Origin of the sequence: Nostoc sp. UHCC 0870 (assembly GCF_022063185.1) — a bacterium.
Lineage (GTDB): Bacteria > Cyanobacteriota > Cyanobacteriia > Cyanobacteriales > Nostocaceae > Trichormus.
On sequence record NZ_CP091913.1, the window covers coordinates 5,805,476 to 5,830,633 of the forward strand.

The 25,158-nt window shown below is 40.8% G+C and carries 21 protein-coding genes and 4 pseudogenes; 19 read left to right on the forward strand and 6 right to left on the reverse strand.

The window, feature by feature from the left end:
- Window positions 1-107: 107 nt before the first annotated feature.
- From L6494_RS24630 to L6494_RS24640, 3 genes are all read left to right on the forward strand, one after another.
- On the forward strand, window positions 108-368 hold the full coding sequence (locus tag L6494_RS24630) for a hypothetical protein (RefSeq protein ID WP_237990351.1): 261 nt from the start codon (window positions 108-110) through the stop codon (window positions 366-368).
- A 29-nt stretch (window positions 369-397) separates the two neighbouring features.
- Window positions 398-1,615: an HhoA/HhoB/HtrA family serine endopeptidase gene (locus L6494_RS24635; protein WP_237990353.1), complete on the forward strand. Its 1,218-nt coding sequence runs from the start codon at window positions 398-400 to the stop codon at window positions 1,613-1,615.
- 340 nt (window positions 1,616-1,955) lie between these two features.
- Window positions 1,956-3,137, forward strand: coding sequence for an aldo/keto reductase (locus L6494_RS24640; RefSeq protein ID WP_237990355.1), 1,182 nt, complete (start codon window positions 1,956-1,958; stop codon window positions 3,135-3,137).
- A gap of 108 nt (window positions 3,138-3,245) precedes the next feature.
- On the opposite strand, the gene L6494_RS24645 is transcribed toward L6494_RS24640, so the two are convergent.
- Both L6494_RS24645 and L6494_RS24650 read right to left on the reverse strand, forming a co-directional pair.
- The gene (locus L6494_RS24645; RefSeq protein WP_237990357.1) at window positions 3,246-4,049 is read right to left on the reverse strand and encodes an SDR family NAD(P)-dependent oxidoreductase; all 804 of its coding nucleotides are present in this window, start codon (window positions 4,047-4,049) and stop codon (window positions 3,246-3,248) included.
- A 222-nt stretch (window positions 4,050-4,271) separates the two neighbouring features.
- Complete coding sequence (locus L6494_RS24650; RefSeq protein WP_442946970.1) at window positions 4,272-5,585, reverse strand: hemolysin family protein; 1,314 nt, start codon at window positions 5,583-5,585, stop codon at window positions 4,272-4,274.
- A 416-nt stretch (window positions 5,586-6,001) separates the two neighbouring features.
- On the opposite strand from L6494_RS24650, the gene mfd reads away from it, so the two are divergent.
- The 8 genes and pseudogenes from mfd (at window position 6,002) to L6494_RS24690 (ending at window position 12,608) form a co-directional block, all read left to right on the forward strand.
- Window positions 6,002-9,559 carry a transcription-repair coupling factor gene (gene mfd / locus L6494_RS24655; RefSeq protein ID WP_237990358.1) on the forward strand — a complete coding sequence of 1,186 codons (3,558 nt, stop codon included), beginning with the start codon at window positions 6,002-6,004 and terminating at the stop codon, window positions 9,557-9,559.
- Between the two features lie 63 nt (window positions 9,560-9,622).
- The gene (locus L6494_RS24660) at window positions 9,623-9,847 is read left to right on the forward strand and encodes a DUF433 domain-containing protein (protein ID WP_237990359.1); all 225 of its coding nucleotides are present in this window, start codon (window positions 9,623-9,625) and stop codon (window positions 9,845-9,847) included.
- Window positions 9,844-10,182: a DUF5615 family PIN-like protein gene (locus L6494_RS24665; protein WP_237990360.1), complete on the forward strand. Its 339-nt coding sequence runs from the start codon at window positions 9,844-9,846 to the stop codon at window positions 10,180-10,182. The genes L6494_RS24660 and L6494_RS24665 overlap by 4 nt, the downstream gene beginning before the upstream one ends.
- A gap of 15 nt (window positions 10,183-10,197) precedes the next feature.
- Window positions 10,198-10,761: a Uma2 family endonuclease gene (locus L6494_RS24670; RefSeq protein ID WP_237990361.1), complete on the forward strand. Its 564-nt coding sequence runs from the start codon at window positions 10,198-10,200 to the stop codon at window positions 10,759-10,761.
- Between the two features lie 9 nt (window positions 10,762-10,770).
- Window positions 10,771-11,029: pseudogene (locus L6494_RS24675) on the forward strand (hypothetical protein).
- A gap of 187 nt (window positions 11,030-11,216) precedes the next feature.
- On the forward strand, window positions 11,217-11,432 hold the full coding sequence (locus L6494_RS24680) for a hypothetical protein (RefSeq protein ID WP_237990362.1): 216 nt from the start codon (window positions 11,217-11,219) through the stop codon (window positions 11,430-11,432).
- The gene (locus L6494_RS24685) at window positions 11,433-11,852 is read left to right on the forward strand and encodes a type II toxin-antitoxin system VapC family toxin (protein WP_237990364.1); all 420 of its coding nucleotides are present in this window, start codon (window positions 11,433-11,435) and stop codon (window positions 11,850-11,852) included. It begins immediately after the preceding gene.
- A gap of 330 nt (window positions 11,853-12,182) precedes the next feature.
- Window positions 12,183-12,608 (forward strand): hypothetical protein, encoded by a 426-nt coding sequence (locus tag L6494_RS24690; RefSeq protein ID WP_442946971.1) that lies wholly within the window; start codon window positions 12,183-12,185, stop codon window positions 12,606-12,608.
- An 86-nt stretch (window positions 12,609-12,694) separates the two neighbouring features.
- Here the strand turns inward: L6494_RS24690 and L6494_RS24695 are convergent, their stop codons facing one another.
- Complete coding sequence (locus L6494_RS24695) at window positions 12,695-12,973, reverse strand: hypothetical protein (RefSeq protein WP_237990366.1); 279 nt, start codon at window positions 12,971-12,973, stop codon at window positions 12,695-12,697.
- Window positions 12,974-13,506: 533 nt separating this feature from the next.
- Here L6494_RS24695 and L6494_RS24700 point away from each other — a divergent pair.
- From L6494_RS24700 to L6494_RS24715, 4 genes are all read left to right on the forward strand, one after another.
- Window positions 13,507-15,426: a transketolase gene (locus L6494_RS24700; protein WP_237990367.1), complete on the forward strand. Its 1,920-nt coding sequence runs from the start codon at window positions 13,507-13,509 to the stop codon at window positions 15,424-15,426.
- Between the two features lie 238 nt (window positions 15,427-15,664).
- Window positions 15,665-16,483, forward strand: a complete 819-nt coding sequence (locus L6494_RS24705; RefSeq protein WP_237990371.1) for a DUF2382 domain-containing protein — start codon at window positions 15,665-15,667, stop codon at window positions 16,481-16,483.
- 223 nt (window positions 16,484-16,706) lie between these two features.
- A complete protein-coding gene (locus tag L6494_RS24710) occupies window positions 16,707-17,594 on the forward strand; it encodes a PRC and DUF2382 domain-containing protein (protein ID WP_237990372.1) in 888 nt (295 codons plus the stop codon).
- A gap of 122 nt (window positions 17,595-17,716) precedes the next feature.
- Window positions 17,717-18,226 (forward strand): YsnF/AvaK domain-containing protein, encoded by a 510-nt coding sequence (locus L6494_RS24715; RefSeq protein ID WP_237990373.1) that lies wholly within the window; start codon window positions 17,717-17,719, stop codon window positions 18,224-18,226.
- Between the two features lie 114 nt (window positions 18,227-18,340).
- Here the strand turns inward: L6494_RS24715 and L6494_RS24720 are convergent, their stop codons facing one another.
- The gene (locus L6494_RS24720; protein ID WP_237990374.1) at window positions 18,341-19,519 is read right to left on the reverse strand and encodes an MFS transporter; all 1,179 of its coding nucleotides are present in this window, start codon (window positions 19,517-19,519) and stop codon (window positions 18,341-18,343) included.
- A 108-nt stretch (window positions 19,520-19,627) separates the two neighbouring features.
- On the opposite strand from L6494_RS24720, the gene L6494_RS24725 reads away from it, so the two are divergent.
- A complete protein-coding gene (locus tag L6494_RS24725; protein WP_237990375.1) occupies window positions 19,628-20,542 on the forward strand; it encodes an ion channel in 915 nt (304 codons plus the stop codon).
- A gap of 65 nt (window positions 20,543-20,607) precedes the next feature.
- Here L6494_RS24725 and L6494_RS24730 read toward each other — a convergent pair whose 3' ends face one another.
- Window positions 20,608-21,039: a DUF2358 domain-containing protein gene (locus L6494_RS24730; RefSeq protein ID WP_442946972.1), complete on the reverse strand. Its 432-nt coding sequence runs from the start codon at window positions 21,037-21,039 to the stop codon at window positions 20,608-20,610.
- 291 nt (window positions 21,040-21,330) lie between these two features.
- Here L6494_RS24730 and L6494_RS24735 point away from each other — a divergent pair.
- Window positions 21,331-21,630: pseudogene (locus L6494_RS24735) on the forward strand (alpha/beta fold hydrolase); the annotation flags it as partial.
- Window positions 21,631-21,643: 13 nt separating this feature from the next.
- On the opposite strand, the pseudogene L6494_RS24740 reads toward L6494_RS24735, so the two are convergent.
- Window positions 21,644-22,552, reverse strand: a pseudogene (locus tag L6494_RS24740) (IS982 family transposase).
- Between the two features lie 129 nt (window positions 22,553-22,681).
- On the opposite strand from L6494_RS24740, the gene L6494_RS24745 reads away from it, so the two are divergent.
- The gene (locus L6494_RS24745) at window positions 22,682-24,391 is read left to right on the forward strand and encodes an IS66 family transposase (RefSeq protein ID WP_237988702.1); all 1,710 of its coding nucleotides are present in this window, start codon (window positions 22,682-22,684) and stop codon (window positions 24,389-24,391) included.
- A gap of 30 nt (window positions 24,392-24,421) precedes the next feature.
- Window positions 24,422-25,019: pseudogene (locus L6494_RS24750) on the forward strand (alpha/beta fold hydrolase); the annotation flags it as partial.
- Between the last annotated feature and the right edge of the window lie 139 nt (window positions 25,020-25,158).

The window sequence follows — 25,158 nt, forward strand, 5'->3', positions numbered from 1 at the left end:
TAGTTTTGAACCATCTCTGACTCAAAACCCCGTCCAGATTCCCCTCCACAAGCATCTGTTTAAAGTTCACCGACTGCCCGACGGCAAACTAAAAAATACTTATTCTCATGTATAGTTATCTCATTCACAACATTCGACCCCCCGGTATTCCGGTATTTCCTTTTGGTGATGCGAGTTATCTGGCGAGAAACACCAATCTTGGCTCACTGGGCGCATCTGGGCGCATTGCCATGATTATTTTATCATGCTTGATTCCTAAAAGGTCTCCCTGGGGTCGGTTTTATACTGGTCGCAATTCATCATCCCGTTACAGTCGTAACGGGATGATGAATTGCGACATTCAAGATAGATTTTTCACCATCAAGTAACAACTAGGCTACTAGATTAGGTTGTGAATATGCGATTTACTAAATTACCCCGGTCTATACGCCAACTCGGTACTCATGTATTAGCCATCATTCTAGGAGTTGCGCTAACATTCAGTTCTTTGCGGGTTTTACCTTCCCAAGCTGAACCTGCACCCAGTTCTAGCACAACTGTTGATGTACCAGAATTAATTGCTCAAAGACAACCACCAGCTGTCACTGCTGTCGGTAACAGTAGCTTTGTCACAGCAGCCGTGAATCGTGTGGGATCAGCCGTGGTTAGGCTGGATACAGAACGCACAATTACCCGTCGTGTTGATCCATTTTTTGATGATCCTGTTTTTCGCAGGTTTTTTGGTGATAATTTTCAAGGACAATTACCGTCTGAACAATTGCGGGGTCTAGGTTCTGGCTTCATTATTGATAAGAGTGGCTTAATTTTAACTAATGCCCATGTGGTGGATAAAGCCGATCGCGTGACTGTCAGACTTAAAGATGGTCGCACCTTTGACGGTAAAGTTCAAGGTATTGATGAAGTCACAGATTTAGCTGTGGTGAAAATCAATGCTGGTAACAATTTACCGGTTGCGCCTTTGGGTTCTTCTACTAATGTACAGGTAGGAGACTGGGCGATCGCAGTTGGTAATCCATTAGGTTTTGATAATACCGTCACCTTGGGTATTGTCAGCACTCTCAAGCGTTCTAGCGCACAAGTCGGTATCTCTGACAAGCGGTTAGACTTCATCCAAACTGACGCGGCTATTAACCCCGGTAACTCTGGCGGCCCTTTGCTGAATGACCGAGGCGAAGTCATTGGGATTAATACAGCGATTCGTGCTGATGCTATGGGTATTGGCTTTGCCATTCCTATTGATAAAGCTAAAGCGATCGCAGATCAACTGCAACGGGATGGTAAAGTTGCTCACCCCTATTTAGGTGTGCAGATGGTAACTTTAACACCCGAATTAGCTAAACAAAATAACACTGATCCTAACTCTGCTTTTACTATCCCAGAAGTTAATGGTGTTTTGGTGATGCGAGTTATCCCTAATTCCCCTGCTGCTAAAGCTGGTATCCGTCGAGGAGATGTGATTATGCAAGTTGATGGACAAGCTATTACTAAAGCAGAACAGTTGCAGAATGTTGTCGAAAATAGTCGCCTGGGTCAAGTTTTACAGGTGAAAATACAACGCGGTAATCAGGTACAACAATTATCTGTACGCACAGCTGAGTTACAAAATGCTTCTTAGGGAGTGCTTTTAGCGGTAGCGGGCGTGCTGAGTGCTGAGTTAAAAAGCTAATAGTTTTTCTCTTCTGCTCCCCTAATTTAACGTCAGTTCAATGACCTCTCCCCAACCCCTCTCCGACGCGGAGAGGGGCTTAAATATTTTTAAAGATCAATCAAAAATTAAGCTTTTTAAGCCTCTCTCCTTGCAGGGGAGAGGTTTGGAGAGGGGTTTTTGAAATTTATTGAACTCACGTTAATTTACTATCTTTGAATGCAACTTGTTTTGAATTTGGGGGTGCGTTTTGGCGCATCCCTAATTTTTTTTGTAGATTTAAAATTGGTAATATTTCCAAAATTAACTGATGCTGTATAGACGATTTGGACGGACAGAACTACAAATGCCGGTGTTTTCATGCGGCGGGATGAGATACCAATATAAATGGCAAGATGTTGAGCCTTCAGATGTACCGGCGGATAATCAGGCAAATTTAGAAGCCACTATTCGCCATGCAGTTGAGTTGGGAATTAATCATATTGAAACTGCTCGTGGATATGGTACTTCGGAAATGCAATTAGGGAAAGTATTACCCAAGTTGCGCCGGGAACAGTTGATTGTACAGACAAAAGTCTCTCCTACGGCAGATGCAAAGCAATTTCGTCAGACTTTTGAAAAATCACTGGGCTATCTTCAGTTAGACTATGTAGATTTACTGGGACTACATGGTATTAATAACAGTGAAATATTGGATTATAGTATCCGTCCTGGGGGCTGTTTAGATGTGGCGCGACAGCTACAAGCAGAGGGTAAAGTGCGGTTTGTAGGCTTTTCTACTCATGGTGCGACAGATGCAATTATTGATGTAATTAATACTAATGAATTTGATTATGTAAATTTGCATTGGTATTACATTAATCAATGGAATTGGCAGGCGATCGCAGCTGCAACAGATCATGATATGGGTGTATTTATTATTAGCCCTTCTAATAAAGGAGGATTGTTGTATAATCCACCACAAAAACTAGTAGATTTGTGTGCGCCTTTGAGTCCGATGGTGTTTAATAATTTGTTTTGTCTGAGCCACTCACAGGTGCATACATTAAGTATTGGTGCAGCTAAACCCCAAGACTTTGATGAACACCTGAAAACGTTAGAATTATTAGACCGAGCATCAGAAATTTTACCGCCAATTTTAGCCAGATTAGAAGAAGAAGCGATCGCTACTCTAGGAGAAGATTGGGTAAAAACGTGGCAAACTAACTTACCAAAATGGCAAGAAACCCCAGGAGAGGTAAATATTCGCGTTATTTTATGGTTGTGGAATCTAGCCAACGCCTACGATTTAGTAGACTATGCCAAAATGCGTTATAACCTGTTGGGTAACGGTAGTCACTGGTTTCCTGGTAACAAAGCCGATAAATTAGATGAACTAGACTTGTACCCATGTCTCATCCACAGCCCCCACGCCGATAAAATTCCCCAATTTTTGGCGAAAGCCCATCAAATGTTAGCGGGTGAAGAAGTGAAACGGCTATCGAAGAGTTAGAAATTTGGGAACATATCAAGTCAAAAATGAAAATTTCTAAATAATATAAATATATGTTGGAAATTTCTAACTAGGGGTAGATTTACCCTGGTCTTCAAAACTTCCTGATTATTTCCTTAGTTCGTGCATATTTCTCACGACTTTACTAACTATTTTTCTGGGTGCAAATCTGACGGATTTAGCTAATATCTTATTTCTAAAACCAGGAATCACAATAGTTTTATTTGCCATTAAACCATCGTAGCCAATTTTAGCGACAGTCTCACTATTCATCATTCTATTAACATGAGAAATTTTGGCTTCTTCCATTGCGGCTGCTTTTTGAAATTCTGATGCTGTTGGTCCTGGACAAAGAGTAGTTACTGTTACGCCTGTACCCTCTAATTCATTAGCGATCGCTTCGGAAAATGATAAAACATAAGCTTTAGTCGCAAAATATACTGCCATTAGTGGACCTGGTTGAAAAGCTGCAACTGACGCAACATTTAATATTTTTCCATAGCCTTGGCAGATCATATTTTTGAGGAATAACTTAGTTAAATGGGTGAGACTCACTATGTTTACCTGTAACATTTTTAGTTCTGTAGTGAGGTCAGTTTCGCTAAATACTCCATAAGTACCAAATCCAGCATTATTAACTAATACATCAATCTTGATCGCTGCTTGTTTTAATTCGGTGAATATTTCTTCTGGAGATGTTGATATAGATAAATCTTTAGCTAAAGTTTTAACAGAAATGCCAAATTTTTGGATAAATTCCTCAGCAATTACTGCAAGTTTTTCTTCATCTTTATCCACTAAAACCAGATTGTAATTATGACGGGAAAAAATATATGCTAATTGGTAGCCAATTCCATGCGCTGATCCTGTTATAAGCACAGTTCTTTGGGGATATTTATGATTATTTTCCATTTAATACAATGGCTAATTTAACTTGAAGAAAGCAAAAATGTTCTTATATGAACCTTATTGAAAGTGACCTTTAGTAACTTTTGCAGCATTCAAATTAACCATATTAGTCTCCCATCAAAAAATCTGTATTTCTTGATTCACTATTTCTAATCTGATGAAGTTTATTGTAAACTGCGCTTCTTGTCGATATTTATCGTAGTTTACCCGGATGCGAACTTGCTTCTAACCTCTAACTCCTTCCCCTTGATTTATCTTTGGTACTACCAATACTTTATCCACACGATTACCGTCCATGTCCATCACTTCAATCCGCATCCCCTCCCATTCAAAATGATCGGCGGCGGCGGGGATGCGGCCTAAATGGGTAATAACAAAACCTCCCAGGGTTTGATAGCTACCTCGTTCCTCAAATTCTAATTCCTTCATCCCAAAAAGTTCAAAGAATTCTTCTACAGCTATCATCCCATCCAGTAGCCAAGAACCATCTTCTCTTTGCACCGCTTGGGGTTCATTCTCTTCAGGACTAGCTGGAACATCTCCAACGATTTCGCTCATGATGTCATTGAGAGTTAATAACCCTTGAATCACGCCGTATTCATCCACAATTAAAGCCATGTGAGTTGCAGTCTGTTTGAATAACTCCAGAACTTTTAAACCACGGGTGCTTTCTGGAATAAATACAGGTTGGCGTAATCCTACCGTTAAGTCTAGATTTTCTCCGCGAAAACTCCTAGAGAGTAAGTCTGTAACTGGGACAATACCCAATACATTGTCCATTCCTCCCTGACAAACTGGATAACGAGAATAAGTATTTTCACTTAACTTTTGCCGATTCTCTTCTTGTGAGTCTTCTAAATCTAACCAGACAATATCAGGACGGGGTGTCATAAAGGAAACGACAGAGCGATCGCCTAGACGAAAAACTCGCTCTACCATATCCTGTTCTGCTTCTTCAAAAGTTCCCGCCTCTGTACCTTGTTCAATCAGGATTTTAATTTCTTCCTCAGTCACTAGCGGTTCTACAGAAGGTGCAATCCCCAAAACTCGCAGCACCATATCTGTAGAAGCACTCAACAAATGTACCACCGGAGAAGCCAATGCTGCTAAAGCACGCATGGGAATAGCAACAATCGCCGCAATGCGTTCTGGGTTGTTTAACGCCAGACGCTTCGGTACTAGTTCACCGATGATCAAAGATAAATACGTAATAATCAAAACTACGATCCCAAAGGATATTTGTTCACTATAAATTGCTAAAAAAGGGATGCGTTTCACATATAAGGCTAGGCTGTTGGCAATTGTTGCTCCCCCAAAAGCACCAGTTAGGATACCAATGAGGGTAATACCGACTTGAACAGTAGACAAAAAATTATTTGGAGATTCTGCTAACTTTAGTGCGACCCTGGCCTTAGCATCACCTTGATTGGCAAGCTGTTGTAGTCTCACCTTCCGCGCTGAGACGATCGCCATCTCAGACATCGAGAACACACCATTAGCAATAATTAGTACGAAAATGATTAAAATTTCCAAGGACATATTATAAATTGCCGCTATTCAAAAGCGAAACTAGCTTCATCATTAGTATGTAGTATTAAAGTTTCCCAGAGAAGTGGCATTGGGTATTGAGCATTGAGAACTGACTCAACGACTAAACACCGCGCTACCGCTAACACCACTCATTACTCATTACTCCAGGACTTACGCACAGAGGTTATTTGTGAAGAAGGGGTGTAAGGTTATGAGGGTGTAGGGGTGTAAGGGTTTTGAACACCTACACCCCCACACCCCTATACCCCTATACCCTCGCCCAAACCCTTGATTATTCGTATCACTGCGTAAGTCCTATATTCATTACTCATTACTCACCACTCACCACTCAGCACTTAAAATAGTGAACATAACCGTCACTATACTTTCTCAATCTACAAAGACTTCCTCCGTTAGTTGAACTTATGGCATTTTCTTCTATTGTGCGTGCCTTGGCGCGATCGCCACTCAGCACTGAGTTACTTTCTAAGTTAAATCGTCAACAAGATTTGCGCTTAAATGGCATTTCTCGTCTACCTAAAGGCTTAGTCGCTTCAGCATTAGCACAAAATTCTCACAGGAATTTATTGGTAGTTTGTGCCACCTTGGAAGAAGCCGGACGCGCTTACGCACAGTTAGAAGCGATGGGATGGCAGACTGTACATTTTTACCCCACTTCAGAAGCTTCTCCCTACGAACCATTTGATCCTGAAACGGAAATGACCTGGGGACAGATGCAGGTTTTGGCAGATTTGGTCAAGGGTCAAGAGTCGATAGTCAACAGTCAAGAAACTAATAAAATAGCAGTAGTAGCTACTGTAGGGGGGTTGCAACCCCATTTACCACCGCCAGCAGCTTTTACTCCTTTATGTCTTATCCTCAAGCGGGGGATGGAATTTGACCTGGATATTTTCAGCGAAAAAATTACTCGTTTGGGGTATGAACGAGTACCCCTAGTAGAGACAGAAGGACAGTGGAGTCGGCGCGGTGATATTGTGGATGTCTTTCCTGTATCTTCGGAATTGCCAGTCAGGTTGGAATGGTTTGGTGATGAAATTGAGCAAATCCGGGAATTTGACACCACAACTCAACGTTCTGCTCTTGACAAAATTGCACAGATTACCCTCACCCCGACTAGCTTTACTCCCATCATTTTAGAAGCACTCAAGGATAGTGCTGTTAGCGGTAGCGAGGCGTTTAGCCTGTTCCGAGTGCTGAGTGCTGAGTTGAATTCTGACTCAGCATACCCTTCGGGAACGCTTTCAGCGAACAGCACTCAACACTCACCACTCATCGAAGGTAGCCGTCGTTTTTTGGGTTTAGCTTTTGAAAGACCAGCTTCGATTCTGGATTACTTACCAGAGGATACCCTAATTGCCATTGATGAGCCAGAACAATGTCATGCTCATAGCGATCGCTGGGTGGAAAATGCCGAGGAACAATGGTCACTGGGAACGGGAGAATATGAACTGGGCAAACTACAATTACCCAAAATCCATCGGTCTTTTGATGACTGTCTCGCTGATGTCACCAGATTTAAAACTTTATATTTATCAGAATTAGCAGAAGAAAATAGCGGAATTAATTTAGCTAGTCGGGCTGTACCAGTTACGCCGCACCAATTCGCAAAACTGGCGGACACGCTACGCCAAGAACGCGATCGCAATTTCTCGATTTGGTTAATTTCTGCTCAACCTTCCCGTTCTGTCTCCCTCTTACAAGAACACGATTGTCCAGCACAGTTTATTCCTAACCCCCGCGACTACCAAGCCATTGACAAACTGCAAATCAATCATGTCCCCATAGCTTTGAAATATTCGGGACTGGCGGAATTGGAAGGTTTTATTTTACCGACTTACCGCTTAGTAGTAATCACCGACCGGGAATTTTTTGGACAGCATTCCTTAGCTACACCTAGCTACATCCGCAAACGGCGCAGGGCTGCATCTAAGCAAGTTGACCCCAACAAATTGCGTCCAGGGGATTATGTCGTTCACAGAAGTCATGGGATTGGCAAATTCGTTAAGTTAGAAAGCCTGACAATTAACGACGAAACCCGCGATTATATAGTGGTGCAGTATGCTGACGGAACTCTGAGAGTTTCAGCTGACCAAGTAGGCTCATTATCCCGCTTCCGCAGCACCGGAGATAAAGCCCCAGAACTGCATAAAATGACAGGTAAAGCTTGGGAAAATACCAAGAACCGCGTCCGCAAAGCCATCAAGAAATTAGCGGTAGACTTACTGAAATTGTACGCCGCGCGATCGCAACAACAGGGTTTTTCTTATCCCCAAGATATGCCTTGGCAAGAGGAAATGGAAGATTCCTTCCCCTACCAAGCCACAACCGACCAGCTAAAAGCTGTGCAGGATGTGAAAAGAGATATGGAAAGCGATCGCCCAATGGATCGTTTAATTTGTGGTGATGTCGGTTTCGGGAAAACAGAAGTCGCCATCCGCGCCATTTTCAAAGCCGTCACCTCCGGTAAACAAGTCGCCTTACTCGCACCAACTACCATTCTCACCCAGCAACACTACCACACCCTCAAAGAACGCTTCGCCCCTTACCCCGTGAATGTCGGCTTACTCAACCGCTTCCGCAGCGCAGAAGAGCGGCGGGATATTCAAAAACGTCTAGCCACAGGTGAGTTAGATATAGTCGTCGGGACACACCAACTTTTAGGTAAAGGTGTAAGTTTCCAAGACTTAGGACTGTTGGTAATAGACGAAGAACAAAGATTTGGGGTGAACCAGAAAGAGAAAATTAAAAGCCTGAAAACCCAAATTGATGTCCTGACTCTCTCCGCCACCCCAATTCCCCGCACCTTGTATATGTCCTTATCGGGGATTCGAGAAATGAGTTTGATTACCACCCCACCCCCCACCAGACGACCAATTCAAACCCACCTCTCCCCCAGAAATCCAGACAGCATACGTAGTGCAATTCGTCAAGAACTAGATAGAGGCGGACAGGTATTTTATGTAGTTCCAAGAGTTGAAGGAATTGAAGAGACAACCGCAAATTTGCGGGAGATGATCCCAGGGGGAAGATTTGCGATCGCTCACGGTCAAATGGACGAAAGCGAGTTAGAATCAACCATGCTCACCTTTAGCAATGGTGACGCAGATATCCTAGTTTGTACCACAATTATTGAATCAGGTTTAGATATTCCCCGCGTTAACACCATCTTAATTGAAGACGCTCACAGATTTGGTTTATCGCAACTATACCAATTACGCGGACGGGTAGGACGTGCAGGGATTCAAGCCCACGCTTGGTTATTTTATCCCAAACAGCGAGAGTTATCTGATGCCGCACGGCAACGTTTACGGGCGATTCAGGAATTTACACAACTCGGTTCTGGCTATCAGCTAGCAATGCGCGACATGGAAATCAGGGGTGTGGGTAACTTGCTAGGTGCAGAACAATCCGGTCAAATGGAAGCGATCGGCTTTGATTTGTACATGGAAATGTTGGAAGAATCAATCAGGGAAATTCGCGGTCAAGAAATACCCAAAGTTGACGATACCCAAATTGACCTCAACCTCACCGCCTTTATCCCTGCTGATTATATTCCTGATATTGATCAAAAGATGAGTGCATATCGTGCGGTAGCGGCTGTGAAATCCAAAGAAGAGTTAACGCTGATTGCAGCTGAGTGGAGCGATCGCTATGGTAGTTTACCAGTCCCCGCCAATCAACTATTACGGGTAATGGAACTCAAACAAATAGCGAAAAAATTAGGATTTAGCCGCATTAAACCAGAGAACAAGCAGCACGTCGTTTTAGAAACCCCAATGGAAGAACCTGCTTGGAATTTACTTGCAGCAAACTTACCAGATCATTTGAAAACCCGCTTTGTTTATTCTCCTGGTAAGGTAACTGTACGCGGTTTAGCAGTGTTGAAAGCAGACCAACAATTGCAAAGTTTGATTGATGCTTTAGGGAGAATGCAGGGAGCGATGCTTACAGCAAGCAACTAGCGTCTACGCAGAGGCATCTGTTTTTTAAATAGTAGATTAGGATTAATCATCAAGTAAAACTATATGTCCAACTTACTGAGCAGAATTACAGTTAATCCCAAACAATGCGGCGGTCGCCCATGTATTCGAGGGATGAGAATTAGGGTGTCAGATGTATTAGACTTATTTGCTGCTGGACTTAATGCAGAACAAATATTAGAAGAAATGCCTGATCTAGAAGCAGATGATCTCAAAGCAGCACTACTATATGCTTCGCGGAAGCTCAATCATCCAGTGTTAGTAGCATGACAATCTGGATAGATGCACATTTATCGCCTACCATTGCGACTTGGATCAGCAACACTTTTGGTATAACAGCTTTAGCTTTACGCGATGTTGGCCTGAGAGACGCTGAAGACCTTGAGATTTTTGAGGTAGCAAAAACTCAAGGAGTTATCTTTATAACTAAGGATAGCGACTTTGTTGACTTGGTTGAGCGTCTGGGAACACCTCCGCAAATTATCTGGTTAACTTGCGGAAATACATCAAATTCTCGGTTACAAGAGATTTTAATTGCTACTTTGCCAAAAGCATTAGAGCTTTTGCGAACAGGTGAAAAGTTAGTTGAAATCAGTGGAGAATAGGAAAGGTAGTCGCCAATGGTACAGACACCAACGAAAACTTTGACATTAGAGGAGTTTCTGAAGCTACCAGAAACTAAACCTGCAAGTGAGTACATTGATGGTCAGATTATTCAGAAATCCATGCCACAGGGTGAACACAGTACGATTCAAGGTGAATTAATTATTACCATCAATGGAGTCACTAAGCCGCAAAAAATTGCGCGTGCGTTTCCAGAGTTACGCTGCATTTTTGCAGGGCGTGCGATCGTCCCAGATGTAGCAGTGTTTCTGTGGGATAGAATTCCTCGCAATGAAAACGGAGGTATCGCCAATATTTTTGCACTAGCACCCGATTGGATAATTCAAATCCTCTCACCTGAGCAAAGTCAAACTAAAATCATTGCTAAAATATTGCATTCTTTGAAGCATGGTACTAAAATTTCTTGGTTGATTGACCCAAGTGAAAAAGTAGTATTTGTTTATTTCTCAAACCAGCCACCAGAATTATTTGATCAGGCAGAACATTTACTTCCTGTGCCATTTTTTGCCAGTGATTTACAGCTTACGGTAGGAAATTTATTTGATTGGTTATTAGAGTAGAAAGCCAAAATGAATATTAATCTTGATTTACCACCAGAGCTAGAAAAAGAGCTTTTTAATGAAGCCTCTCAGCTTAACTTGACTCTTTATGAATACATTCTTCGTGTTCTTACTGTCCGGGCAAGTTCTAGTAAATCCACCAAAGACAGGAGCGGAACTTGTTGCTTATTGGAAAAGTGAAGGTGTGATCAATTCAAGACCTGATATTACAGATAGTCAAGCCTATATAAAAAAGAGTGCTATCGCCTCATCACCGTTCGTTGTTTAAAATGACAGTAGTGGTGTGTTGAGGATGAAGTAATTTTACCAACCGGCAAACAAGGAAAATCTTGTATCATTCCTGTGAGCGATGCCTGTGGCGATCTGTGCCTAAGTCTTGAACAGAATCCCACAAATTTGACCATAACTAGTGCGATCGCTACTATATAAACTGAGAATATAGAAAAAATGAAGTCATGTCAAAAGAAATAGAAGAACGGGTAGCAATTTTAGAGGCGGAAGTTGCAAGCCTCAAAAGCAAGCTAGAGGTGGTTTCTTCCGCTAAAACCCCTTGGTGGCAGAAAATTGCTGGAAAATTTACTGATAATCCAGCATATGATGAAGCGATGCAGCTAGGACATGAGTATCGTGAATCTCTGCGCTCAAATTTGATAGAATCACGAGATGTTTAAATGTATATTCTCGATACCGATCATCTCAGTGTTTTAGATCGCGGAGGGTTACAGGCGCAACCTCTACTTATGCGACTAGCAAACATGAATCCTAATCAAGTTGCAGTCACAATTATCAGCTACGAGGAGCAAATGCGAGGTTGGTTGAGTTATGTTGCAAAAGCTCAAAATGTTGAAACACAAGTTTTAGCCTACAAGGAGTTAAAAAAGCAACTAACTAATTATTGTATGATTCCCATCCTAGAATTTGATCAACCCGCAGCCCAAGAATTTCAAAGACTGAAGAAAGCTTATCCCAGACTTGGCACAATGGATTTAAAAATTGCTGCTATAGTTCTGGTGAATCAGGCTATTCTATTAACTCGAAATATTGGTGATTTTGGGCAAATAGCAGGTTTAAACATAGAAAACTGGACATAATGATCGCTCTTAGCCCCTCAACTTTGATCATAATTTAGCGCGAGTGCCTGCACCACAGTTGAGCGCAAACAGCTATGACAGATCAAGTTGTCGAAATTGCTGTATGAAATCGATTTTTGCCTTTCTAGCAAGCACCTTTGATCACCACTAGAGCGATCGCTACTTTGAAATTTTGAATTTAAACCATCCTCATCCCAGTATGGGATTTTGTGGGGATGCAAAAAATAGTATGCTAACTTTTAATGTTTATCTGTATTAAAAATTAATCCACCCATGAGAAAAAACACCAGGAAATTACTACTCATTTCTGGATTGGTTTTTAGCTTTACAATGTCGCCATTGTTAGCTCAAGCACAACAACGGGTATCTAATGCTCAAGTTGCAGCGATGGTAGAAGCATTGCGCCTAGCTGCACCGCAAACAGGCAAAGTAAATGATGGACTGTACAGTAATTGGCAAGTAAAGCCCGAAACCCTTAAAGGCTGGTCAAGGAATTGTCTCAAAAAAGAGGTTACACCGACAGAGTTTGAAAATAACCAGGCGATCGCACGCGAAGTTATTTCTTGCATTGTCCGCCGCGAGTTATATCAGCAGTTTCGCGCTACTAACAATAATGAAATTGCTGCTGTGCGTAGCACTTCTTGTTGGTGGATGACTGGTAACTACACAGGTTGTAACAGTGGCTTTACTGCTACCTATGTGCAGAAAGTGGTCGGACTTTATCAGCAGCAGCGTGCTAATCCAACGGTGAATTGAGTGGTGAGTGGTGAGTGGTGAGTGGTGAGTGGTGAGTGGGTTCTACTTTGTCTCCTCTACACCCTTTCCTCCTCCTGCTTTTAAATTTAAACATTAAGAAGCAAAACCATTAAAGCGATACTGAGAGCTAACGCAAACAAAAGTGCATATTCAAAGCGACGACTAAAAAAGCCGATCGCAGCAATCAAACTGATAAATAAAATAGCAATACCAATATATTGTTCACGCTGCCACCCTGTAGCAATTAATGAATCTTGAGGGTTATTTCCAGGCGTAGAATTTTCTTGAATAGTTCTAGGCGATGGCGTTCCGCCCAGCGTAGCCGATCGCTTTGGGTTTGGTAATTCTTGTATTTGTAAATTCATTTCACCCATTGGACATATAAGGCTAAAGTATTGGCTCTTTAATAGTTGAGTTATTTACGCCCAGATGTGAATAGAGAAAATACTTTCAAAAAAATATTCCTCTAAAGTAATTATATTTATGAGCTTTTTTGTCTTCCTAGAGAAATAAACATTTATTATTCCATTAGAAAGAAGTAATTATTATTTCCACTATTTAGATTTAACTCAAGAATATTAATCTAACCATTTAGGCTTTTCACTTATTTAGTAGTTTCCTTCCCCGCAGGAGTATGCTTTCTCTATTTACACCGTGCTGTAGTATTCAGGTGCATTATAGCTAACAGTTCTTAATCATATGAAGTACATCATAGTCCCCTCCTCGCTTGCGGGGAGGGGGTTGGGGGTGGGGTTCTTCTACCTCATTCAGTCATATATCGGCAGTTTACTTCCTAGCTAATAGATGCAATATTCGCTGATATTTTCACTTAATTATCAGCAATTTTAAGCCCATTTTAAAAAAATCATCTTCTTCCTTTTTACCCAGGTAAATAACCATGACCACACAGGAGCAGCTACACCAATGGCATGAACTAGCGCAACAATTGCGAATTGATAGTATTCGCGCCACAACTATTGCTGGTTCAGGTCATCCTACATCTTCAATGTCGCCTGCGGATTTGATGGCAGTTTTTTTATCTAATTATCTCCATTACGATTTTGATAATCCCCACAACCCCAATAACGATCGCTTCATTCTCTCTAAAGGACACGCTGCGCCTTTGCTTTACTCTATGTATAAAGCGGCTGGGGTAATTACTGATGCAGAATTGCTTTCATTGCGACAAAGGGGAAGTCGTCTAGAAGGCCATCCCACCCCTGTTTTACCTTGGGTTGATGTCGCCACTGGCTCTTTAGGACAGGGATTACCCGTTGGTGTGGGGTTAGCTTTAGCTGGGAAGTATTTAGATCAGCTACCTTATAATGTCTGGATATTATTAGGTGATAGTGAAACCTCCGAAGGTTCGGTTTGGGAAGCTTTTGATCATGCGGCTCACTATACCCTAGATAATCTCATTGCGATAATTGATGTTAATCGCCTTGGTCAACGGGGTCAAACAGAATTAGGCTGGAACACTCAAGCCTATGCTAATCGGGCTAGGGCTTTTGGTTGGCAAGCAATTGAGATTGATGGTCACGATTTGGCGGAGATTGATCAGGCTTTTAGTGCGGCTGTGAGTATTAACGATCGCCCCACGGTAATTATTGCCCGCACCAAGAAGGGTAAAGGCGTAAGTTCTCTGGAAGATTTGGGGGGTTGGCACGGTAAAGCCTTAAAACCCGACGCAGAAAAACAAGCGATCGCCCAATTAGGTGGTGAACACCAAATTACAATCACGGTCAATAAACCAGAAACTCAAGCACAGCCTGCAACCATCGCCACACCCCAACCTTTGCAACTTCCTAATTACAACAAAGGTGCAAAGGTAGCAACTCGCCGCGCCTATGGTGATGCGCTGAAAGCTTTAGGTGCTGCACAACCGCAAGTAGTCGCCCTGGACGCAGAGGTGAGCAATTCTACTTACGCTGAAGATTTCGCCGAAGCTTACCCAGAACGATACTTTGAGATGTACATTGCCGAACAGCAAATGGTGGCGGCGGCTGTCGGTTTGCAAATCCGAAATTACAAACCCTTTGCTTCTACTTTTGCGGCTTTTTTAACTCGTGCTTATGACTTTGTGAGGATGGCGGCTGTCTCCCGCGCCAACATTAGATTAGTGGGTTCTCATGCAGGTGTCTCCATTGGTCAAGATGGTGCTTCTCAGATGGGATTGGAAGATTTAGCAGCGTTTCGGGCTGTTTGGGGTAGCACAGTCTTATATCCCTGCGATGCCAATCAGACAGCGAAGTTAGTAGAGCAAATGAGCGATCGCAATGGTATAGTCTACCTCCGCACTACACGAGAAAGCACCCCAGTTATCTATGGTGCAGATGAACAGTTTCCCATTGGTGGAAGTAAAGTTATTCGTAGTTCCGACCAAGACCAAGCCACAGTAATTGGTGCAGGGATTACTTTACATGAAGCACTCAAAGCCTATGACCACCTGAAAAATGAAGGGATTACAGTCCGGGTTATCGATGCTTACTCTATTAAACCTATTGATGTGCAAACCCTGCATCAAGCTGCCCATGATACAGAGGGTAACTTAGTAGTGGTCGAAGACCATTGGAGTGAAGGGGGATTAGGTGCAGCCGTGCTAGATGCCTTTGCGGGTAGTGGTGATCTTTCTAGTTATGACGGGCCACAACTGCAAGTAATCAAGTTAGCGGTGCGCGATATGCCCAGTTCCGGTACTCCCGACGAATTACTTCATGCTGCCAAAATTGACGCTGATGCCATTGTAGAGGCAGTAAAAGCCCAAATTAGACAACCCGTAGGAACTGCTGCTGCGATCGCCACTCCCTCCAGTTTGTAGTAAGGACTTTAGTCCTTTATTTTCCAACTTACTCCCTACTCCGCATAACTAATTCAGTCGTTAGCCAGAGGGAATCAAGACCAAACATTTTTATGCTGATGAATATAGCCATACTCAATTATTTTGTGAGAGCCGAGAAACCCAGTTTTTGAAAGAAAGCGGTGTGCTGAAATCTCGCCATTTTCACCAATGAAATAGCATGGCATCAGATATTGTTTTAAAAAATCAGGAATAGAATATGCCTCTCTATAAACTAGAAGAATTTGACCCCAACTACCGAGAAACCTTTGCTGGTGCTGATGTGAAATCTTTAGAACTATATACTGAAGGTGGAGTGTTAGTTGGCTCAATCGCCGATGCTTTAGTTGACCATGATGGACGTTTTCGTTATCTAGTTGTTTCTACCAATCTAGATTCAGTCAACAAAAAAATATTACTACCAATTGGACTCTCTCGCATCAATTATCCTGCCAGACGTGTCTATGTAGACGGATTGAGTAAACAACAAGTAGAACATTTACCGGAATACCACGAACACTTGGCAGTAGATGAAGATTACGAAGAAAAAGTTCGTAATGTCTTTCGTCCGCCAACTGGTGATATAAGCTACGACCGCGAAAAATATAGCTACCAACAAGAACCTTCTTTATACAATTTAAATGATCAATATCATCAAACCTTTAGATTGTATGAAGAACGCTTAATTGCCAATAAACAACGAGTGAAAACAGGAGAAGTAACACTTGGTAAACATATTGAAACCGAAACTACAAGAGTTACAGTACCTGTTCAAAGAGAACGGGTTGTGATTGAACGCGTTCCACAAACAGCCGCAGATACTATCGTAGATCCAAAAGAAGTTAAATTCCAAGCCGGAGAAGTAGCACGGATAGAAGTTTATGAAGAAACACCTGAAATTCGTAAACAAGCTTTTGTGCATGAAGAAGTGAGAGTAAAAAAAGTCATCGAACAAGAAACTGTAGAAGCACAAGATACCATTAGGCGAGAAGAATTAGATATCGATACAGCAGGTAATACAACGTTGACTCAAGAATGAGGTAAGTAATTCAGGATCAGGGATTTGCAAATAAAAAAACATCCCAAAGTTTGTAGTAAGGGCTAAATACCTGAAAATTAAAGCCATTACTACAAACTAAATAAATATAACCTTTGATATTCTTGGATACCAAAAATTCATTCAAACGAAAGATGCCATCTCTCACATTAATCTTTAAGTTGGTAATTATGAGAGAAGTTATAAAACATTGAGGTTCAAGCAGATGGTACTTTACAAATTAGAAGATTTTGATCCCAACTACCGCGATACATTGCAAGGTGAAGATATTAAGGGTCTTGGTGTCTACACAGAAACAAATAATGAAAAGATTGGTACTGTTAATGATGTTTTAGTAGATGACGATGGTCATTTCCGCTATTTAATCGTTGACTTAGGTTTCTGGATCTTCGGTAAGAAGGTTTTATTACCAGTTGGTCGTACTCGTATTGACCACGGTACAGACCGCGTTTATGCAGTTGGTATGACCAGAGAACAAGCAGAAAACTTACCAGAATTTAATGAACGTTTAAGTCTAGACCAAGATTATGAAGAGCGAGTGCGTGGAGTATATCGCAATCCCAGTTACAGCAACCAACCTTTAGATACATCAACACCTTTAGAAACAAGAACACCTGTAGAAGCTCCATTAGAGACAACACCTGCTTATACCCGCGATACTTATAAATACGAACAAGAACCTAGTTTGTATGGACTTAATGAACCGCATCATGAAACCATGAAATTATATGAAGAGCGGTTAATTGCGAGTAAACGCCGCCAAAAAACCGGAGATGTCACCGTTGGTAAACACGTCGAGACAGAAACTGCGCGGGTTGCAGTTCCCGTAGAAAGAGAACGAGTGGTGGTTGAACGTATCACACCAGAAAATGCAGGTAGAGCTGTTTCCCCCGGTGAAGCAAACTTCCGTGAAGGTGAAGTTACTCGTGTAGAACTTCATGAAGAAACCCCTGATATTCGCAAAGAAGCTGTTGTGCGCGAAGAAATCAGAGTCAAAAAAGTTGTAGAGCAAGACACAGTTCAAGCTGAAGGGACTATTCGCCGTGAAGAGTTAGACGTGAATACTTCTGGTCTTCCCATTGAGGAGCGTTAATTCTTAATTAGCGTAGGTCAATTTAGTACAAGTGCAGGTAGGTATAGCTATTTAAAGCTCTATAAAACTTTACCTGCCCTTGTAACTAATTTTTAAAATGATGAATTTACAAATATAGTTATATGAATGAATATTTAACTTCAGAAACTCCAGATAATCAGATAATATCAGATCATACAAATGATGAAGAAAAAATTATTCGCTTACTTGAAGAACAGTTAGTAGTTGATAACAATAAGCATAAAATTGGCGAAGTAATTATTCGGAAAGTCATCGAAACAACGATGGTTCAAGTTCCTGTGCGACGGGAGAAACTAATTGTAGAACAAATTACCCCAGACCATAGGCAATTAGCAGAAATTGATTTAAGGTGCGGGGAAATAAATGGGGTTGAGTTAACACAGAGCGACAGATCAGGCTTGAATAGTCAACTTAGTGGTTTAAGCGTTAGTGGCTGCTTTATTTCTCCTAAGATTGCTAGTTTATTATTAAATGCGATCGCTCTAGAACGCAACCACGGTTGTCAGCAGGTATTAGTATCTATTTCTGTAGACAATGAAGAAAATCAGAAAAAATACCAAGAGTGGTTTGACCGTTGTTCTAAAGGTCAATTACCAAAGTCTGAAAAATGATTTGACAATTCTACAAACTGAGAACCCTGCCTTCCTTCTTCAAGAAAGCGGGGTTCTGTGCTAATACCGTGAAATTAACGTTATGGATGTGTAGAGACCTTGTAATGCAACATCTTATTGTATAGGAATATATCTTTTACGATTAGCTATGGCAAATAGCAAGACTAAAAATGTGAGCAATCCAGCTAAATATAAAGGGTAACTATAGGTTTGGGGATTAGCTTGACTAACTAACATACCAGCAATTACAGGGCCAACTCCATTAGAAACACTTAAATAAGATGAATTTAATCCTAATGCTGTCCCTTGTTCTTCTGGTTTAGCATTTAGTGAAATCAAAGTGTTAATCATGGGTTGTACTAAAGAATTAAACAAGGAAAAGACTATACTGACAAATACGAAATAACTGACTATAGGAAAAACAGGCATTAAAAGAAAGGAAAAACTTCTCACGCATAAACTCAAAAGTAATATTTTGGCTTCATTAAAATATTTACTAAGAATTTTCACACCCCAAGTTTGCATTATCACCCCTAAAACCCCAAACAAGAGAAACATTAATGTTAAAGACTGGTTATCTTGTTTTAATACATTTAGGAAGTAAGGTTGAAAAGCAAAAGTAAATAGAGTGAAAGTTGTACCAATAAAAAAGTTAATTATCAACAAAATACCAACTTTAGGAATAGCCAAACCTTTAATTAAATTATCTAAACCCAAATCAAAGATGTTGTGTGCTTGATTCTCTTTACTTTTGATAGTCTCTGGCAATAAAAAAGTGGTAATTATCAGAGCTATCATCGCCACACTACCAGAAACTAAAAACGCTGTGCCTAGAGATATCTGCTGTGCGGCTAAACTGGTGGCTGGCCCCAAGACAAAACCTAAACCCATTGCAGCCCCATATATACCAAAACCTTGAGCGCGACGTTCAGGTTCAGTCACATCAGAAATCATCGCCTGAGCAACGGCATTGTTACCCCCAGTAATGCCATCCAAAAAACGTGCTAAAAACAGAGTTGTTGCGGTTGTAGCTGTGCCTGCGAATAAATTGGCAATAACAGTTCCAGCTAAACTAATAATCAATAAAGGCTTACGCCCAAAGCGGTCTGAGAGTTTGCCAATAATGGGAGTCGCAAAAAATTGTGCGATCGCATAAGTCGAAAATAGTAAACTAGTTTGGAAGTCGCTGAGTCCAAATTGCCTGCCATAAAGATAGATAATAGGAATTAAAATTGTAAAACTCAGGGAGTTAATAAATGCAACTAAAGCAATAATCCAAAAAATTCTATTCATGAGCAATCGATACTATCTATTTATTCCGGTTCAAGTCTACCAGAACTGAACATATCAGCTTTTAAGTTCTAGTTAAATCCCCAGCTATATTTTTTGTGAATATTATCGATGAAATTTCCGATAAAAAAGCCTGCTAAACCAAAAAAACAACGTCTGCTGCCGCGAATTCACATTAAAATCCACAAAGGACAATTTGAAATACTTGGTATGGGTACATGGTATTCTTATTGGCGCGATCCTTACCATCTATTGCTCACAATTCCTTGGGGTGGTTTCCTCATCCTGATTTGTATTTTTTATGTATTAATTAATGCTTTATTTGCCCTAGCCTACTTAGTAGGTGGAGACTGCATTGCTAACGCTCAACCTGGCTCTTTTTTGGATGTATTCTTCTTCAGCGTGCAAACTCTGGCATCCATTGGCTACGGTGCAATGTACCCCAAAACAACTTATGCCAATATTATTGTCACTATAGAAGCAATGATTGGATTGGTAGGAATTGCCGTCATGACAGGACTAGCATTTACTCGCTTTTCCCGACCTACCGCCCGTGTGATATTTAGCCGTGTAGCAGTGATTACACCCCATGAAGATATGCCAACTTTCATGTTTCGCACTGCTAACCAGCGTCGTAATTTTATATTAGAAGCACATATGCGGGTGTATTTAATGCGCGACGAAGTAACAGCAGAAGGCGAGTTTATTCGTCGTTTTCATGATTTGAAACTAGTCAGAAACCAAACACCTAGTTTTGCACTAAGTTGGGTAGCAATGCACCCAATTGATGAATTTAGTCCTCTTTATGGTATGACAGCAGAATCCCTCTCACAAACCAATACTACTATTATTATTTCTCTGAGTGGCATTGATGAAACCGTCTCACAAGTAGTTCACGCCCGTCATACTTATGCTGCTGAAGATATTATCTGGAACAGTAGATTTGTTGATATTTTTCATCACACAAATGACGGACATCGTTACATCGATTACAAACATTTTCACGATGTTTTACCTTTGGAATAGGGCATTGGGCATTGTATTTTTATCCCCCTGCTTTCCTTCCCTCTGTAACCTGTCACCTACCTCCTTTATCCTTTTTGCCAAAACTGTTGGAGAATTTCACTAGGTTGGCGATCCCAAGTATCAATATGTTCGTAAATTAAATTATCTGAGTTGAGTTTATAGGTTGAATAACCATTGAAAAAAAGCCTCGCTTTCCAGGGAACACGCAACACGCCCCGAACTGTCCACTTGGCGATAATTGTGTCTGCGGCTGACTGATATACTTCATGCACATCAAAGTAGATTTCTGTAAAGAATAGCCGAGCATGAAATCTTAGAGTCCAAAATATAATTCGGTAATTAAATTTATATTTGAATTTATTTACTGGGTCTTGAAAGTAGATATTTTTTGTATATATGCCATAAGATATATCTTGCTCAAACAGTGTGGGTAAATCCTGTTGCAGAGTTTTGATTACTTGTTCTATTGGTAGGCGAGATTCCACAAAGCTTGTCATTTATTTTTTGCTCAAAAACCAACAACAGCAAAATCATATCCTATCCCAGTGCTAAAGTAGGAAGTTTTACAACCTTGATATTAGGGAACACCAAAAAATAAATTATCCGCAATTGATGGTTGGGTAGGGTGCGTCAGTATGAATAATTTCTGAGTATAGTTAGGTTCTATCGCACTGACGCACCCTACAGTTTGGATATTTTTTTTTATCTGGAAGTCCCTTACCTCCAATAGATGTTTTAAATATGACTCTGTTCGATAATTAATTAGCATTCCAGCAAAAATACAACCTATGCCTGTAGTTCAAAATTCTTGGCAGCATGAATATATCAATACTAACGGCGTGAAACTGCACTATGTGACCCAAGGAACAGGTCGCTTAATGCTGATGTTACATGGGTTTCCTGAGTTTTGGTATTCTTGGCGGCATCAAATCCCAGAATTTGCTCAACATTTTCAGGTGGTTGCCCTTGATTTGCGTGGCTATAACGATAGTGATAAGCCACAAGATCAATCAGCCTATGTGATGGATGAATTTATTAAGGATGTTGAGGGCGTAATTCGGGGATTAGGACACGATAGTTGTATTTTAACCTGAGTTCGGGTTAAAGATAAGGAGGTAAAAGCCACTCCAGTTGAAGGCTAGGTTTCTTAGGTTGATGACAATAAGCGATTAATCCGCAAAGAACGTTAACGCAAAAATTAACAGGGCTGACGCCGGGGTACCGGCTACCGCTTCGCTATCGATGTCTGGAATGCTCAATTTGAGAAATATTTTTGAGTTGGTCATTAATCGTCTCAATAATTGAGCGTTTACGGGACAAAAGCTTGTCATGAAGACGCATTAGCTTATTCTTCATATTGCGACGGGGTTTGGCAAAAAATTCAATTCCGAAGTCTTGTAAAAGTTGAGAAGCAAGTTTTTGTGAAACATAACCTCTATCGGCAAATATTTTGCCAAACAGACCACTCAGTAAATCGGGTACTGGTTGACGGTCATCGACATTACCAGGAGTCAGAGATACATTTAAGAGTTGACCAAACTCATTGACGACCAGATGCAGCTTAAAACCAAAAAACCAATCCACAGAAGTCTTGCCACGAGCGGCTAAACCTTCAAACACCTTATGCCTAGAAATCCGACGATTATGACATACCTTCAAGCAAGTTGAATCGATAAAACCGATACCTGTACATTGTCCAAAACAATGCTTCAGATAGACACACAAAGGTATCAAGGTTGATGGCATCCATTCAATAAATCGTTGATAAGAAGGAAGACCTGGAAATGCAGAACTCCACTGTTGTTTCACTTGATTTAAATAAAAATGCTTGAAATTCCGGTAGTGATTTTGATGAAAAGCGATGATAATTGTCATGATTTCACTTAAACATAAGCTTTTAGCACGAAAACGTTTTATTCCTCCATGATTTAACAATTTTTTGTGCCATTGCGCTTCAAACGCTTTACAGAAATCATCTACATGACAGAACAAAGCATCTAAACTAAACATAGGACAGGCTGCTGGATTTGTTGTTATTTTCAGCTTACTACCTGTCCTTTTCCTGTATCGGCTCAATAAGTAGGGGTAGTAGAAAAAATAAAGTCAGCGAGGGACAAGCAATATCATAAAATATGACACATGACGCAAAAGCTAGATTCGAGTAAAAAATTGGGAGAAGAGATACTGCAAACCATCGAGCCAAAAGGAATTGCAGATGAATCAATGCGTCGGACAGTAGAAATATTACTGAACCTAATAGAGCAATTGCAAGCAGAAGTCAAAGAATTACGAGATGAAAATCAACAGTTAAAAGATGAAAACAACCGCCTGAAAGGAGAAAAAGGTCAACCAGACATCAAAAGCAGCAAGAAAGGATTTGCCAACAATCACTCATCAGAAAAAGAACGACAGACTCTAAAAAAGCACAACAAAGGCAGTAAGAAAGCGACAGTTAAAATAAATAGAGAACAAATATTGGAATATCCCCAGGACAAACTGCCAGCAGACGCAGAGTTTAAAGGCTATCAAGAAGTAATCATCCAAGACATCACCTTGGGAACGGACAACGTATTATTCCGTAAAGAGAAATACTACTCACCTTCAGTGGGAAAAACCTATTTAGCAGAACTGCCTTGCGGTTACGAAGGAGAATTCGGTCCGGGAATAAAAGCTTTGGTGATGAGCCTATACTATGGGGGCAACATGACCCAAGGCAAATTATTAGAGTTTTTAGAAGATATTGGGATATCCATATCAGCCGGATATTTATCGAACCTACTGATTAAAAACCACACTGATTTTGAAAGCGAGAAAGATGAAGTATATGCGTCGGGACTAGAGAGCAGTCCTTGGCAAAACTTCGACCAAACTGGTGCGCGGGTGGGTGGGGTGAACTATACCACTAATGTAGTCTGCAACCCTTTCTATACAATCTACCTGACCACTGCCAAAAAAGACAGATTGAGTGTAGTAAAAGTATTGCAAAATGCCACAGAACTGGAGTTGATTCTCAATCAACTTACAGACAATTTAGTGGAGACTTTCCAAATCCCGACTAAATGGAAAAATGCTCTTAAACTATTACCTCAAGAAACTGTGTTGAGTGAAGCAGAGTTTAATACTCTACTTGATACATATCTACCCAAACTAGGTTCTCAACACCGGACTCGGATTATAGAAGCAGCAGCGATTGCTTTTTATCATCAACAAACTGATTGGCCAGTGGTGCAAACTCTCGTTTGTGATGATGCTCCTCAGTTCAAATTACTGACTGATAATATCGCTTTGTGTTGGGTGCATGAAGGACGACATTACAAAAAGTTGACCCCTTATGTTGCTTGTCACCAAAAAGCTCTTGATAAATTCCTGGATGATTTCTGGGATTACTACCGAGACTTGCTGGCTTACAAAGATGCACCCAGTCAACAGATGGCAGAAAAACTCCGGTCTGAGTTTTGGAAACTTTTCGATACTCAAACCGGTTATCAACAGTTGGATGAGCGAAAACAATTAACGCTGCTGAAAATTTCGGAGTTGCTTTTAGTCTTAGAGCATCCTGAATTACCTTTGCATAATAATCCGGCGGAGTTAGCTGCTAGGACAATGGTGCAACGGCGTAATATTAGTTATGCCACTCAAACTCTAGAAGGTACTCAGGCTTGGGATACTTTTATGTCTCTTGTTGCTACTACTCGTAAGTTGGGAATTAGCTTTTTTGAGTATATCCGTGACCGGATTTCTCAGGTTGGGAATATTCCTTCTTTAGCAACTATTATTCAGGAAAAATCTGCTCTCAATCCTTTTGGTTTTTCATTGATGACTGAAGAACTCCTTACCCCGGAATATTGAGGGGATACCTTTTCCTTATCCCGAACTCAGGTTATTTTAGTTGGACATGATTGGGGTGGTGCGATGGCGTAACCGCCCAGCGTAGCTGATCGCCTGGAATTTTGCCTATGCTCATCCTGAAATGGTTGATCGTTTAATTATTCTTAACTTACCGCATCCTGCTAAATTTGCTCAAGGTCTTTACACTCCTCAACAATTGTTACGTAGTTGGTATATCTTCTTATTTCAACTCCCCTGGCTACCAGAATTTCTGCTTCAATCTGATAATTATCAAGCGATCGCCAAAACAATTTCAGGCACAGCATTTAATAAAACTGCCTTCACTCCAGATGATATTGATGCTTATAAAAAATCGGCTGCCAAAAGTGGCGCACTCACAGCCATGTTGAACTATTACCGTAATGTTTTCTCCAGCTTCCTATTCCAGAAGAATTGGGGTATTTTAGAAGTCCCTACACTGATGATTTGGGGCGAAGATGATACTGCACTAGGTAAAGAACTTACCTATGACACTGCCGCCTATGTTAAAAATCTCAAAATTAAGTATATTCCCGGTTGCGGACATTGGGTTCAACAAGAGCAACCAGAATTAGTTAATCAGTATATTCGAGACTACCTTGTAGTTTAAGATACTGAATTTTTGTAAAAATTGATCATATTTTTTATTTGGTAAATCCCGGAAAAATTTTCACCTAAAAAATATATCTAATGATACATTTGCTTAAAGATATTTAATATTAAATTAAGTCAAGTATTTATGCTTAATT